The sequence below is a fragment of the Paenibacillus sp. FSL E2-0190 genome, from assembly GCF_037992965.1.
In the GTDB taxonomy this organism is placed as follows: domain Bacteria; phylum Bacillota; class Bacilli; order Paenibacillales; family Paenibacillaceae; genus Paenibacillus_AQ; species Paenibacillus_AQ odorifer.
In genome coordinates this window covers 695,511-710,857 of the sequence record NZ_CP150306.1, presented here as the reverse complement: position 1 = coordinate 710,857, position 15,347 = coordinate 695,511, and the positions used below count along the sequence as shown (strand labels likewise).

Genomic DNA, 15,347 nt, shown 5'->3' with positions numbered 1-15,347 from the left:
TCTAAATTTGAAGCAATTATGAGGAAACTATATCATGACAACACCTTATATAAGCTGTTAAAAATGTAATAGACATCAATAAAAAGTAATTAGTAAAATTTATGATTCGCTTATTCCTGCTATCGTGTTTGCGACATGCCCTTTTACCCGTACCTTCCGCCATTCTTCCACTAATATCCCCTGCTCATCAATCAGAAAAGTAGATCGCACAATTCCCATAAATTCTTTGCCGTAAAGTTTCTTGAGCTGCCATACGCCGAACATTTCACTTACCTTATGATCCTCATCAGACAGCAGTGGAAAGGGCAGACTATGCTTCTCTGTAAATTTAGCGTGTGATGCCAAAGAGTCCGGACTAATGCCCAGAACAACCGCACCTACCGCCGTGATTTGATCAAAAGCGTCACGAAATTCGCAGGCCTCCTGCGTGCAGGCTGGTGTCATATTTTTAGGGTAAAAATATAAGATGACCTTTCGGCCCAAGAAATCACTCAAACTAACCTCATGCCCATTGGAAGAGGGAAGGGTGAAATTGGGTACTTTTTGTCCAATAGCTACTTCGATCAAGATATATCCACTCCTTCTTAAGATTGGGGAATTATTCCTAAATTGCACGTATCCCCAAAAGAAATTATAATGTAGTCAACGTGAATGCGAAAGGAAGAACGAGAAATGCCACCTAGAAAGAAAAGGCACGCAAAGACTGGTAAGTCAAAAAAGAAACCGCTGCTTTGGACGCTGGCCATTATACTCCTCCTTATTATCGGTGGGGCCATTTTCTACATTACAACCATTTACAATGAGCTTGGTAGCATGTCGAATACTGAAGATTCACCTTTTCAAAATGCAGAGACCGTTGATGTCGATACCCCTGAGCCTCCTAAGTGGGAGGGTACAGAGCCTGTTAATATCCTATTAATGGGTGTAGATGCCCGAGGTGTGAAGAAAGGGGAAATCCCCCGTTCAGATACAATGCTCGTCGCTTCTCTTGACCCTGTGAAGAAGAAAATCAGTGTATTTTCAATACTGAGAGATACGTACGTTCCGATTCCAGATCATGGCGAGAAACGTATTAATACAGCGATTATTTATGGACCTAATACTGCGATGCAGACCGTCAGCGATCTGCTCGGTATCCCAATTCAATATTATGTCTACACGGACTTCCAAGGATTCATCAAGCTGGTTGATGCCGTTGGGGGTGTGGATTATGAAGTCGAAAAAGATATGGTCTACAAAACCGTTGCAGACGGTCCGGAATATGATATTGATCTAAAAAAAGGATATCAGCATCTTGACGGCAACATGGCGCTACAATATGTTCGCTTTCGGCATGACGCTACCTCCGATTTCACTCGAACCGAGCGCCAACGCGGTTTTCTCAAGGCTGTGGCTGATAAGCTGATCAGCACCACCTCCATTGTCAAGCTGCCAAATATCCTGTCGCAGGTTACGCCTTATATTGAAACCAATATGTCAGTTAATGATATGTGGAAGCTGGCAAGCGTAGGGTATAATAGCAGTATGGGTGGCAGTGAGCAAATTCCGCCAATGGATCTGCTCACTGAGGAGACTACAAGTGACGGATCACAGGTTATCGGAATTCGTAGCGAAAAGAAGCTAAAAGAATTTATACAGGATACCATAAATGGTCCTGAGCCAACACCAACCCCTACACCGGAGAACACCTCCAATAGCAGTTCTGGCGGGACCAATTAAGGGCCTGACAAGCAAAGTTCACATGTACACAAAGCAGTGACTTGGTATAATACGGGCGAACAACGGAAAACACCGTTGTTCGCCCGTTCCCTTGAGCACCAACAATCGAAAGGATGATCACATTATGAATCGCTCCACATCTGAACAACTTTATCACGAAGCCCTCCAGCATATCGTTGGGGGTGTAAATAGCCCTTCCCGCTCCTTCAAAGCCGTTGGCGGCGGAGCACCTGTATTTATGAAACGTGCCAGTGGATCTCACTTCTGGGATGAAGACGGCAATGAATATATCGATTATCTCCAAGCCTATGGACCGATCATTACCGGCCATGCCCACCCTCATATTACCAAAGCAATTACGACAGCAGCAGAAAATGGTGTTCTTTACGGAACCCCAACCCAGCTCGAAATTAAACTTGCTAAAATGCTAAAAGAAGCCATTCCATCTATGGATAAAGTACGTTTCGTCAATTCTGGAACCGAAGCGGTTATGACAACGATCCGTGTAGCCCGTGCCTATACAAAACGCAGCAAAATCGTAAAATTCGCTGGCTGTTACCACGGCCACTCTGATCTGGTGCTTGTAGCAGCAGGATCCGGACCTTCTACACTTGGCATTCCAGATAGTGCCGGTGTTCCAAGCAGTATCGCCCAGGAGGTAATCACCGTTCCCTTTAATGATCTGGACAGCCTGAAAGAGGCGCTGGAGAAATGGGGCAAAGATGTCGCAGCTGTTATGGTTGAACCGATTGTGGGGAATTTCGGCATGGTGATGCCTAAGCCTGGTTTCCTCGAAGGACTTTGCAAGCTGGCTCACGATAATGGCTCCCTTGTTATTTATGACGAAGTCATTACTGCCTTCCGCTTCCATTATGGTTCTACACAAACCTATGCGGGGCTGGATAATCATGAGGACATTACTCCTGACCTTACTGCACTTGGTAAAATCATCGGTGGCGGCCTGCCTATTGGCGCTTACGGCGGCCGCAAGCATGTTATGGAACAGGTAGCTCCACTTGGACCGGCATATCAAGCCGGCACAATGGCGGGCAATCCTGCGTCTATCTCTGCAGGGATTGCTTGTTTAGAGGTTCTGAGTGCAGAGGGTGTATACGAAGAAATGGATCGGCTTGCAATCCGCCTCGCCGATGGACTTCAAGCATCTGCAGACCGTCATGGCATTCCACTGACAATCAACCGCATCCGTGGTTCGTTTTCCACTCATTTCTGTAATCATCCGGTTACGAATTATGACGAGGCTCAGGATACAGACGGCGAATTGTTCGCCAGCTTCTTCCGGCATATGCTGAACCGTGGCATTAACCTTGCCCCTTCGAAATACGAAGCTTGGTTCCTGACCACAGCACATACTGATGCAGATATTGATGCTACACTTGTCGCAGCTGAAGAATCCTTCCGCGCTATGGCGGCTGAGAAATAAGATTGTTTTGAAACGGCAGTGCTTCATAAGCTAAAAAAAGCTGAATAGATTAAGGAGCTGTCCCAGTCCCATAAACCGCAAATGTTAAAAGAGCAGCGATTCTCCTATATTGGAGGATCGCTGCTCTGCATTTTTACTCATCCACGGCCTGCATCTGTAGCTTGTGGCAAGCTTAAGCCAGCCGATCTCAAGCGTCAATTTCTATATGCTGCGTAACAGGTATCGCCAGACCTTCCCGGAGTTTAGTACAAGGGTTAGGGAGCTTGAATAGATAATTAGGGAAACCCTCCCTATAATTTAGCTAATTTAGTGGAAAACAAGGAACTTACCCTTTTTTTTAGGGAGAAAATCCCTAATTCTGTTCATTTACAGAGAATATAGGTTGATAGTGACCACCTTTATCTACGGATTTCATCCGCTAACAGCGTTTGGAAGTCCAAATATTCTACTGCTCTCATGTAAAATCCACCTGCTTGTCCAACGTAATCTCAGTCATTAACGGTCTTAACATTTGCTCGCTCCCAGGTACTAGTGAAAACTCTACACCCTCCAGATGCTCCGGCAGCGTTGGGGCGACCAAGAATTGCATTTGTGTATGCGCTCCACCTCCATGACCACCATGCGGCTGCACTTCATATTCATTCTCACCCACCACTTCAAGCGTTAAAGCCGTTCGAAGATGGATATGTCCTACAGCTTCTTTTAAATATTTGATTTCCACAGTAACTATGCTGAAGGCTTCATACTGCATAGCATGCGTAAGTATATATTCACATTCTTCAACGACCGTCCGCTTCACAATCGGAAGCACTCCCAGCAATAAACCAGGCTCCTCCCAATATTGTCTTCTGGGTACAGTTTCATTCATAAGATGCAAATGCTGCACAATCTGAGTAGTGTTCATCTCAAATCTAGTTACCCATTCCTCAAGTAGCTTACTATCAGGGGATAATCGTTTCTTGCCTGTTATAGCTTTACGTTCCTGAATCAGACTCAAAATCTGCTCATCAATCTTTTTAACCTCATCATTGTATTCGTTGGCGAATCCTCTAATTGGCATTCTGCTCCAGTTCATTTAACGCCTCCTCTTATTACTAATTTAAATCCATTAATTGTAAGGGTACATCCTTTCGATTGATTTGTAAAATATTTGAAATATCATAATCTTGCCGATAGGTAAAAAAAAGCGACCATTAGCTTTACGCTGTAAGGTCGCCCGCTTTTTAATTCAGAGTTACTCTCCTACTCATATAAGTTCCGGATCTCCACGCCCTGAGGCAGCTTAAACGGGTTCTCCTTGTTAATTCGGTCATAGAACATAATCCCATCGAGATGGTCTATTTCATGCTGGATGATGATAGCTTGGTAGCCCTTAAATTTAAGGACAACCTCCTTGCCCTCCAGATCATAACCCTTCACCTTCACGGTTTCATACCGAGGTACAAAGCCATGCACGGGACGATCAACGGACAGACAGCCCTCGCTTTCTGGTAAGTACACCATAGACAAGGAGTGGCTTATGATCTTAGGGTTAACCCAAGCATGCTCTACAGCCCGCCCTCTCTCGTCTGTAAGATACATCGCGAACATACGCTTCTCCAGTCCGATTTGATTCGCCGACAGACCTACGCCAGAGCGCAGCTTATATTCTTCGGAAATCTCCGGGTCCTGACTGTTCTTCAGAAATTGAAGCATACATTGCAAAGCCTCACGATCTTCCGCCTGTAATGGAAGCTCCACTGGTTGTGCTACGGTACGAAGTACGGGATGACCCTCCCGCACTATATCATCCATGGTGATGATATATTCAGCATTATATTTTGAACTAGACAATATTCCATCCACCTTTTCCTTACGGGCTTAATTTAATTTCTTATGATGTATAGTATGCAGCTTTATGGATTTATGAAAGCAGTTCGCAGTTGGCTGCTGTAATTAACATCGAATCCAAGTCCTGTCGCCAAAGCGGCAAGGGGTAAGTAGGTTTTGTCCTCCTTGCCTACCTTTTGCAGAAAAGCTGGAGTATCAATAGCCACGTTCTCTCCATTCACCTTAATAAATTTCGAGCCAATGGTGATCACAACGGTTCTTCCACCATACACGATGGTAGCGCTGGAGGTTTTGTTATCCCACTTCCCGCTTGCGCCCACGGCATTTAGAATATCTTTTAGCGCCAAAAAGTTCTGGCCATTTTTAAGGATAGGCTTATTGGGTGTATTCAACTCCACGCCCTTCACTACAATCGACATCGGTACCGATGCAGTAGCCATTGTAGCTACAGTAGGAACGCGATACTCTCCCCATTGTAACTCCGCAAAGACCTTAGCAATAGTCTCGTATCCAAGCTGCGTCGGGTGAAAATCAGTTTGCCCTGCTCCAATAATATGAGTCAGCGAGCCTTCTACCCCGGCAAACTTAGCCGCAACATGAGCTACAAGCACCTTCGCTCCCTCTTGGTTCACGCTTGCAGCTACACTATCCGCTGCTTCCGTAAATTTGCCCGCTGCCGTCATTAATCTGTTGTACATTTGACCAAGCGCAACCTTAGGGGCAGGCTGATATTGATCAGCCAGTATAATCGTCGTTTGCGGACTTACCGCACGAATATTCTCCAGCACTGCCTTCACATTTGTTTGATAATCCGCTAGCCGCTGGTCCAGCTGTGTTTGGAAATCCGCATCCGTCAGCTCCTTGAACTGCAAGAACAGACTGCTTACATCATTCCCACCAATCGTAATGGTAATCAGATCAGCTTCCTTAAGCTCTGCTGCGATCTGCGGAGTTAGCTTCACGAACTGCTCTATTCGTGGATCTGGGAGACCTGCCTGAACTCCTTCAGCAGTAATCACTGAACCATCCTTGATCGCTCCTGTGTAATTACGTAATCCGGCCGTAGTCAGCCCTAGAATACCATAATTAGTAAGTGCACTTCTGCCATGATACCAGCCCTGCTCAAGCAATCTCTCCGCATAGCCGTATGGCTTAGTATTCACGTCCGTCATTCCTGGCTCGTAGCCAGCAGTAATGGAATCACCTAGAGCTACGATGCGAAAGACATCTTGCCCAGAGTCTTGTATTGCAGTCGTGTCAGCCGCATTTGCCGTGCCTGCTCCTACGCTAATCAGCGCAGATAACAAAAGCAGGCTGCTTATGCCAGCTGCCCAAATTTTTTTCCAATTGCCTAGCATCGTATCCCTCCCAAATTGTTCTAATTCCATTCTACCATCCCAGGATAGCAACGCAAAAGAGCGGCCTCCTATATTCAGGAAACCGCCCTCGCAAATCACCGGCTATTATTGTCTGAATCTTCATCTGACTCTAACTTCTGCCCTGCACGCTCCAGATATTTATCATAACGGTCATCCAGCTCATATCCAATCTTACGATAACGTAATGTTTCTTCCACAATAGGATCGAGCGTAGTCTGAATACGAATTTCATATTTAGGTGAGATTTCCCGAATTTCCTTAGCCGTACGATCGCCTTGTTCCATCTCACCATCTACCAACATTTCGCTCAGCTTGCGTTCCAAATCACCCTTCTCACTCATGCTGTATCGTCCTCCCTAAAGCTTATATCCTGTTGCTTCAGCATTCTTCAGTGACGAAACCAAATATTCGTGAATGTGGCCATTACTTGCTACTACATGGCGTGTACCAATATCATATGAACGTCCTAGGGTATCCGTAATCTTGCCTCCTGATTCAAGTACAAGCAGTACTCCTGCTGCACAGTCCCAAGGGCTTAAGCCCACTTCCCAATAGCCATCTACACGGCCTGCCGCCACATAAGCTAAATGTAGAGCAGCCGCGCCTCCGGCACGAATACCACGAATCTGCGGAAGAATACTTTGCAGTCCTGCCATATTCACAGGTTGTGCAAACTCACGATCCGGCGGAAAGCCCATAGCAATCAGGCTGTCCCCAAAATCAGTCTCCGTAGAGACCGAGGTAGGAACACCGTGCATGTAAGCTCCCTTTCCTTTTTCAGCGACGAACATTTCATCACGAGTCGGATCATAAATAACGCCTACAGTTAGTTCACCGCGAATCACCAATGCTATGGAGACACAGTAAAAAGGAAATCCGTGTACGAAATTAGTCGTACCATCTACAGGATCTACAATCCACAAATATTCATGCTCACGAGCTTCTTCCAATGCAGCGGTAGCCGCTGCTGCTCCCGGGGAAACCCCTTCTTCCCCGAGAATGGCATGGTCGGGAAAATGTGTCAGGATCAGCCTGCGGATCATTTGCTCAACGCCTTTATCAACTTCCGTAACCAGATCTTGTGCTGAAGTTTTTGTTTTCAGCTCCTTCACGAGACCCTGTCTGCTCTTTATCCATTCTCCTGCTTTGGCAGCCGCATTAATGGCCACCGCCGTATGTCCCTTGCTTGTTACTACATAGGGTTCACGTTCATTCTTACCCTCTGGATTTAAAGGACTCATATCTTCACTCCACTTTCTTGAACATAATCGCCAATGGCTTTAATTCTAAAGCAATCCTATTCACAATACCGTGCAATACGTCAAAACGTTCCCCAAGTTCCCAAAGTTCCGCCAAAAGAGGACCCAATTCTCACCTGCGAGCATAAATGCCCCAGGTCCATATAAAGACGATAAGCGATTAAAGTTTCATTCAACGTACCCTATTTCAAGTTACATATCAAGTCATGATAGGACCCGTATTCGGGACCTATCTCCTTATTTTCATTGTTTAAGGTTCAATATTCACGCTTGCCCCATTTAATAAGGAAATTCCGTTACCGGCCTCAGCCAGCTCCTTCATAGCCTCCATCAATCCAAATAACGCGCCATCTTTTAGTTTCGCCTCAATCATAACATCGACAGCAGGCGTATCTGCGGCAATACGTTTCAGAAAAGCCAGCAAAGGCGCAGGTTCCACGCCATCCGCATGGCTGCGCGGATCAGACGGGCTGCGCGGACTGGATACATGAATCTTAGGCGGCAAAAGCTCTCCCGAAGGAACGTCCTTCTGTGCTAGCTCACTTTGCCATGTCTGCAAAATGTCAGGCCACAGCTCCCAAGGGAGCTCTCCTTCATTATTCACCCATTGGTGGTGAATATCCAGCACCATCGGTAACCCTACGCTCTGACTGACTGCCAGTGTCTCCGGAGCTGTAAATGTCTTATCGTCATTCTCCAGCGTTATACGCTCCTGCAGCGCTGCCGGCAGCGCGCGGAAATGCTCCTCGAATCGCTTCGCCGCTACAGGCTTATCCCCATAAGCTCCGCCAATATGGATATTGTTCTTCGCCATGGCAGGAAGCCCCATAGCAACCAGCATGTCCACATGGTACTGCAAATCCCGTACGGAGTTTATCAGCACCTCCGGACGGGGTGTACTAAGTACTGTAAAGTGATCTGGATGAAAAGAAACGCGCAGCCCGTGCTTTTTCACATATTGGCCCACTTCCGCAAATTCCTCGGCGAGCACCGCAAACGGATTCCAGTCCTGCAAATCCGGATGCGTCGCCAGAGGAATGATTTTGGAAGTGAGACGGTACACCATGATGTCCGAAGCCACATTATGCTTCATCAACCGCAGCGTATTATGCAGATTCATTCTAGCGATGTTCTCCAAACGCCGAAGTGCCGCTTCACGGTCATCAAGCTTCTTAAAAGAGGCCATCGTCATTGTCTTAGATGGGGAGCAGTCTTTGATAACGGTGGACATCGCTACATATCCGAAGCGGACAATCATCCCTGTGCTCCAAAAAACATTTCCTCAGCCAAAGCTGTCTGCACTCTGGACTCTTCTTCATTCAGCTTACGCACAAGCTCCATCTCGACCGCGGTAACCTCATGCCCTTGAAAATTAATCTCTGCAATCGAGGCTGAAATTTTGACAATGGCTACAGCTACATTCTCAGGGGTGTAAGCAATAACCTTTTGACCCGTCGGATACACACGAAAGCCTTGCTTCACCATTTTGGTGCGCCCATATTCCAGCAGCTCGTACAGCTCTTGTTCACTCTTGAATTTGCAGACGGAGTTGAATTCTGTTTGAAAACCCATGTTTCTTCTCTCCTTCCAGTCGGGATATTCCCGCTATAGCTTCTATTACTCGTTGTCGTACTTAAGACCTTGTTTAAAATTATAGCGCTCCAAGGCTAACTCAATCATTCGGTCTAACAGAGCTCTATAAGATACACCCGTCTCACGCCACAATAGCGGATACATGCTGTAAGGAGTGAAACCAGGCATCGTGTTCACTTCGTTAATTAGAATTTTACCATCCGATTTTCGCAAGAAGAAGTCTGCCCGGGTAATTCCACTGCCCTCAATCGCTCGAAAAGCAACTATCGCGGACTCCCGCAAACGATCGGCCACTTCAGAATCCACTGGTGCAGGAATCATCATTTGCGATTTGCCGTCCGTATATTTGGCTGCGTAATCATAATATTCACCAGAAGAAACGATTTCACCCGGAACAGAGGCTTCTGGTTCATCATTTCCAAGCACGCCAACCTCTACCTCACGCGCATCCACAAACTCCTCAATAATAACTTTGGTATCATAGCGGAAAGCAAAATCAATGGCTTTTACAAGACTATCCTTATCGGCAGCCTTAGAAATACCTACACTTGAGCCTAGATTGGCAGGCTTCACGAATACCGGATACCCCAGTTTATCCTCTACACCAACAATCAACTCATGACGTTTTCTTTTCCAAGCGCTGATATTGAAATAACAAAACTCGCATTGATCCAGGCCGGCATCAGCGAACAGCTTCTTCATGACCACCTTATCCATACCTGCCGAAGAGGCAAGAACACCAGCACCGATGTAAGGAATATTCGCCATTTCGAACAACCCTTGAATCGTTCCGTCCTCACCATACGTGCCGTGCAGCAGCGGGAACATTACGTCCACTGTTTGGTCAGCACCGGATAATCCACTAAATACCACGTTCAGGGCTGTGCCCATATCTTCGGTCGCTTCTGCAAGCTTGAGCTGCTCCACTTGGCTGTAAGGAGCTGATAACTTCTCTCCAACCTTCCACAATCCCTGTTTTGAAATGTAAAAAGGTATAATCTCATATTTATCATAATCAAATGAGTTCATCACGGCAAAAGCCGTCTGTAGCGATACCTCATGTTCTCCTGATTTGCCCCCGTACACCAGCCCTACGGTTAGTTTTGCGTTCCCCATTCCCTTAACCTCTTTCTGTACTATAAGTAGTCGTTAATATGAAAAAAACGGTATTTTGTTTGATCAGTCCATGCGTAGGAATCACGATAATCCCAATACCGATGACGGCTGCTAACGGTACGTGCATTCACAAGCGGCATGCCTCCTGCATCAAAGGCTGTGACGATTGTGCTGTGCTGATACTGCCCGTTGCCATCCCAGTCATATTGAATGATATCGCCCAGCATCAATTGCTCCGGCCGCTCCATGACTTCCGCACGCAAGCCACTGCTCCGACTTCCGCTCAAATAGCGTTGCAGACTGTCTGATACAGCCCAGCTATAGCTCCACCATTCTTGTTTGCCTTGGTAACCTTTGTACCACCAGCCCGTTTCTCTTTTACCAGTATAGTTGATAGGTGCTCCCCCTGCAAAGAGACATTGGGAGACATAATTTGTGCAATCCACCTCGAAAGTTTCGAACTCCGGATTGCCGTCTTTCCACCAGCGGTCGGCATACGCCACAGCTTCTTCACGGTTATAACGAACCTCTCTTGAACCCGCAATTTCTCCGAGAACATTCCGGTTAAGCAGGGGCTGTGATGGCAGCGGTGCCGGCAAAGCCTCTCCCCATTTGGATAGTCTGCCCGATAGCTCTACCTCTGCCCGATGAACCGTATTTCTTTCAGGGACACTTCGTTCCACACCAGCAATCTCCCAGCCCCCACCGTCCCGTAGAAAGGTTAGCCGCTCCAGCTCGATAATATCCTCGCGGTGGTTAACGCCGCCTTTTTCATAATAAAGCGCACTATGCAGTGTAACCTCTGCTACTACCTCGGTCGGAGTCTGCCGGACGGTCCGCAAAGTCTTAACCCCTGTCTCTCCGCGCAAAGGAGTTATCCCACGTTCTTTATACCACTCCGCAAGACGTCTTGAACGCTCCCCTTGTTCTACCAGAAAACGCGGATCTTTAACGGATACGGAAACGGTATGCGATGATGACTTAGGCTCCACCCTGGCCTTATTCACTTGATCAACATATACATAAAGACTTTGCTTCCACTGTTGTTCCATTATACTCGCGCCCCTTCTTTCCCTTTTAACTGCTGTTCTATGTATATGAAAGGAAACAGGCCGCTATACAGATCGGTTGAATAGTTAAGGATGTTTCAGGCAAAAACTCTAACCCCAAGTCCGACATCTCAATCCAACATGGACAACGAGGACCCTATCACCTAATGACTGAGGAAGAGAAATTCAGTGTGTATTTCGCCTAATAATTAAGTAAAACCAAGGATTCCGGTGAATTCTTTCGAATTATCTCCTTTAAATGGCTCTTTTTGAGGTAAAAAGAATATCCCGAAACGATACAATATAACAATGGAAGGGTAGCTTGGGCATTTTCTCAGGCATAATTCGGGCTTTAGATGTAGGAAAAAAAACTTTACTCCCCACTTTGTAACCGTTATAATTAAGCTAGAAGCAATTTGAAATTGGGTTTCATTAGACGAAACAAGGAGGCGCATATATGCCAAGCAAGGATCATTTTTCATTGGCTCGGACCCTGGAATCAGGCGGCAAATCTTATCGCTATTACGATCTGAAGTCCCTTGAGGAACAAGGATTGGGCTCTATTTCTTCCCTGCCTTTTTCGATCAAAGTCCTACTAGAGGCTGCTGTACGTCAGTTTGACGGACGTGCAATTACTGAAGAACATGTGAAACAACTGGCCGATTGGTCAGGTGACATTGACCGTAATAAAGAAATTCCATTTATCCCTGCTCGTATCGTGCTTCAGGATTTCACCGGAGTTCCGGTAGTCGTGGATCTCGCAGCTATGCGTGATACTGTAAAAAAAGCCGGAGGAGATCCTAAACAGATCAATCCGCTTGTCCCGGTTGACCTTGTAATTGACCACTCTGTCATGGTTGATGCTTTCGGTACAGCAGACGCCTTGGAATACAATATGAACGTTGAGTTCGAACGCAACGAGGAGCGTTACCGTTTCCTTCGTTGGGCACAGACAGCTTTTAACAACTTCCGTGCAGTTCCACCAGCAACAGGTATCGTGCACCAGGTAAATCTAGAGTATTTAGCTTCCGTTGCCACTACTAAAACTATCGATGGTGAAACTGTCGTTTATCCAGATTCCCTTGTAGGAACGGATTCCCATACCACGATGATCAATGGTCTGGGTGTTGTGGGCTGGGGTGTAGGCGGTATTGAGGCTGAAGCAGGAATGCTTGGACAACCGCTCTATTTTGTTACACCTGATGTAGTGGGCTTCAAGCTTACAGGCAGCCTTATCGAAGGAGCTACAGCAACGGATTTGGCACTGACAGTAACTGAAATGTTGCGTAAAAAGGGTGTAGTCGGCAAATTCGTCGAATTCTACGGACCTGGCCTTGCTAACATCAGTCTGGCTGACCGGGCAACTGTTGCCAACATGGCGCCAGAATACGGAGCAACTATCGGTTTCTTCCCTGTAGATGACGAGACACTCGCTTATCTTCGCAGCACGGGCCGTCCGGATGATCTGGTGGCGTTGGTTGAATCTTATTACAAAGCACAAGGGATGTTCCGTACCTCGGATACGCCAGACCCTGAGTTCAGCGATGTGATTGAGCTTGACTTAGCTTCTGTCGTTCCTAGCTTGGCTGGACCAAAACGTCCACAAGACCGGATCGAACTTACGCATATGAAGGAAAATTTCGAAGGTATTATCCGTACACCTGTAGACAAAGGCGGTTATGGTCTCAGCGATGAGAAAATCGCTCAAGTCGTAGAAGTACAGCACAAAAACGATACTACCAGCAAGCTCAGCACAGGTGCAGTCGTAATCGCAGCTATTACTAGCTGTACGAATACTTCCAACCCAAGCGTTATGCTTGGAGCAGGTCTTTTGGCGAAAAAAGCTGTGGAACGTGTTCTGACCAAACCAGCTTACGTTAAGAGCAGCTTGACTCCAGGATCCTTGGTGGTTACTGAATACCTGCAAAAAGCAGACTTGCTGAAACCACTTGAAGCACTGGGCTTCTACTTGGCTGGTTATGGCTGTGCCACTTGTATCGGTAACTCCGGTCCATTGCCTGAAGAAGTTAGTCAAGCCATTACTGACAATGACATGACCGTAGCCGCAGTCATCTCCGGTAACCGGAACTTTGAAGGCCGCGTACATGCTCAGGTAAAAGCAAACTACTTGGCTTCACCGCCGCTCGTAGTTGCTTACGCACTGGCTGGTACAGTAAATATCGATTTGCAAACTGAGCCACTTGGATTTGATCCGCAAGGTGAGCCAGTATTCCTGAAAGATATCTGGCCAACCACTGCTGAAATTCGTGAAGCCATTGGTCTCTCCCTTAGTCCGGAGATGTTCCGTAGCAAATACGAAAATGTATTCACCGCTAACGAACGTTGGAATTCGATTCCTGTTCCGCAAGGCGAGCTGTATGAGTGGGATGATAATTCCACGTACATCCAGAATCCGCCATTCTTCGAACATCTGGCAGACGGTCTAGGAGACATTAAGGATATCAAAGATGCACGCGTTCTAGCGCTGCTTGCTGATTCCGTGACAACCGACCATATCTCACCAGCGGGTAATATCTCTACCTCTGGTCCTGCTGGCGAATATTTGCGCGATCATGGTGTAGAACGTGCAGACTTCAACTCCTACGGCTCACGCCGCGGAAACCACGAAGTCATGATGCGCGGTACGTTCGCTAACATTCGGATTCGTAACGCAGTAGCTCCTGGTACAGAAGGCGGCGTTACTACCTTCTTGCCAAGCGACGAGGTTATGTCCATCTATGATGCTTCCATGCTCTATCAGGATGCTGGACAAAATCTGATCGTCATCGCTGGTAAGGAGTACGGTACAGGAAGCTCACGTGACTGGGCGGCTAAGGGTACGCTTCTACTTGGCGTTAAAGCAGTTATCGCTGAGAGTTTTGAGCGGATTCACCGCAGCAATCTGGTCGGTATGGGTGTACTCCCTCTTCAATTCCAAGAAGGCCACGGCTGGAGCAGCTTGGGACTGACCGGACGCGAGACCTTCAACATTACTGGTCTCGATAACAACGTGGCACCAAGTCAAGAGCTAACTGTCACGGCTACCCGTGAAGACGGCACACAATTCGATTTCCCTGTCATTGCACGACTCGACAGTACAGTCGATATTGATTACTATCGCAACGGCGGTATCCTGCAGACTGTTCTTCGCCAGATGCTGGCAGATGCTACAGACTCTTCCACGGTGTCGGTAGAATAGATTTAAAGTAACTTAAAAAGGGACTGTTTCACGGCCATGAGTGGCTGTGAGCAGTCCCTTTTTTATGGAGTCGTTCCAGCAGCCAATTTGTGGCGGGTGGGGTGCCACTGTCTGTTGTCTTTGGGATCTTCACCATTGCTGCGTGAGGCTCAGGGGACATTTAGGATTCCGCGCGCCTCAGGGGACGCCTAGGATTCCATGCTATCGGACTCAGATGACTCTATTCGCTCGATTATCCGACTTTTGGCGTGTGATCGGACTCCATAGTCGCTATTGGCATGAAAAATACGCTGAATGAGCCCATTTTTGCTTAATAGCTGCACTGGGGTCCGAAACTCTGCCCAAAAGGCTTTAAATGGGCAAATAGCGTCTTCTGAGTCCGGAAGCCTCAGGGGACGCCTAGGATTCCGCACGATCGGACACAGATGACTCTATTCGCTCGATTATCCAACTTATGGCGTGCGATCGGACTCCATAGTCGCTATTGGCATGAAAAACACGCTACAGGAGCCCATTTTTGCCGAATAGCTGCACTGGGATCCGAAACTCTGCCAAAAAGGCTTTAAATGGGCAAATAGCGCCTTCTGAGTCCGGAAGCCTCAGGGAATATCTAAATAACAACCCGAGATTACTTGTGTACGAGTTATGAGATACGTGAGTTCGCGGGTTCATGGATTTGTGAGTTCATTGGCTCGTGGGTTCGTGGGTTCGTGGGTTCGTGGGTTTCTGCGTTCCTGGGTTCCCGGGTTTGCACGTTCGCGG

The 15,347-nt window shown here is 47.1% G+C and carries 13 protein-coding genes; 3 read left to right on the top strand and 10 right to left on the bottom strand.

Going from position 1 to position 15,347, the window contains the following annotated elements; genetic code table 11:
- Positions 1-99: 99 nt before the first annotated feature.
- The gene (bcp, locus tag NST25_RS03115; RefSeq protein WP_076186308.1) at positions 100-567 is read right to left on the bottom strand and encodes a thioredoxin-dependent thiol peroxidase; all 468 of its coding nucleotides are present in this window, start codon (positions 565-567) and stop codon (positions 100-102) included.
- A gap of 105 nt (positions 568-672) precedes the next feature.
- Between bcp and NST25_RS03110 the strand changes: the two genes are divergently transcribed.
- Positions 673-1,719: an LCP family protein gene (locus NST25_RS03110; RefSeq protein ID WP_340393292.1), complete on the top strand. Its 1,047-nt coding sequence runs from the start codon at positions 673-675 to the stop codon at positions 1,717-1,719.
- Positions 1,720-1,843: 124 nt separating this feature from the next.
- On the top strand, positions 1,844-3,160 hold the full coding sequence (locus NST25_RS03105) for a glutamate-1-semialdehyde 2,1-aminomutase (RefSeq protein WP_340393291.1): 1,317 nt from the start codon (positions 1,844-1,846) through the stop codon (positions 3,158-3,160).
- A gap of 454 nt (positions 3,161-3,614) precedes the next feature.
- Here NST25_RS03105 and NST25_RS03100 read toward each other — a convergent pair whose 3' ends face one another.
- From NST25_RS03100 to NST25_RS03060, 9 genes are all read right to left on the bottom strand, one after another.
- Positions 3,615-4,235: a hypothetical protein gene (locus NST25_RS03100; RefSeq protein ID WP_076130525.1), complete on the bottom strand. Its 621-nt coding sequence runs from the start codon at positions 4,233-4,235 to the stop codon at positions 3,615-3,617.
- A gap of 167 nt (positions 4,236-4,402) precedes the next feature.
- Complete coding sequence (gene def / locus NST25_RS03095) at positions 4,403-4,954, bottom strand: peptide deformylase (RefSeq protein ID WP_036679906.1); 552 nt, start codon at positions 4,952-4,954, stop codon at positions 4,403-4,405.
- Between the two features lie 101 nt (positions 4,955-5,055).
- Positions 5,056-6,348 (bottom strand): stalk domain-containing protein, encoded by a 1,293-nt coding sequence (locus NST25_RS03090; RefSeq protein ID WP_076130539.1) that lies wholly within the window; start codon positions 6,346-6,348, stop codon positions 5,056-5,058.
- A 95-nt stretch (positions 6,349-6,443) separates the two neighbouring features.
- Positions 6,444-6,710 (bottom strand): hypothetical protein, encoded by a 267-nt coding sequence (locus tag NST25_RS03085; protein WP_340393290.1) that lies wholly within the window; start codon positions 6,708-6,710, stop codon positions 6,444-6,446.
- 15 nt (positions 6,711-6,725) lie between these two features.
- Complete coding sequence (locus NST25_RS03080; protein ID WP_340393289.1) at positions 6,726-7,610, bottom strand: inositol monophosphatase family protein; 885 nt, start codon at positions 7,608-7,610, stop codon at positions 6,726-6,728.
- A gap of 268 nt (positions 7,611-7,878) precedes the next feature.
- Entirely contained in the window at positions 7,879-8,886 is a 1,008-nt protein-coding gene (gene uvsE, locus NST25_RS03075; RefSeq protein ID WP_248549058.1) for a UV DNA damage repair endonuclease UvsE, read from the bottom strand.
- On the bottom strand, positions 8,883-9,200 hold the full coding sequence (locus tag NST25_RS03070; RefSeq protein WP_036679853.1) for a hypothetical protein: 318 nt from the start codon (positions 9,198-9,200) through the stop codon (positions 8,883-8,885). Before NST25_RS03070 ends, uvsE begins: the two co-directional genes overlap by 4 nt.
- A 45-nt stretch (positions 9,201-9,245) precedes the next feature.
- A complete protein-coding gene (locus NST25_RS03065; protein WP_076130522.1) occupies positions 9,246-10,337 on the bottom strand; it encodes a D-alanine--D-alanine ligase in 1,092 nt (363 codons plus the stop codon).
- Positions 10,338-10,357: 20 nt separating this feature from the next.
- Positions 10,358-11,392 (bottom strand): amidase domain-containing protein, encoded by a 1,035-nt coding sequence (locus tag NST25_RS03060; protein ID WP_076305531.1) that lies wholly within the window; start codon positions 11,390-11,392, stop codon positions 10,358-10,360.
- 451 nt (positions 11,393-11,843) lie between these two features.
- Here NST25_RS03060 and acnA point away from each other — a divergent pair, with 451 nt between their 5' ends.
- A complete protein-coding gene (gene acnA / locus NST25_RS03055) occupies positions 11,844-14,585 on the top strand; it encodes an aconitate hydratase AcnA (protein WP_340393288.1) in 2,742 nt (913 codons plus the stop codon).
- The last annotated feature ends 762 nt before the right edge of the window (positions 14,586-15,347 follow it).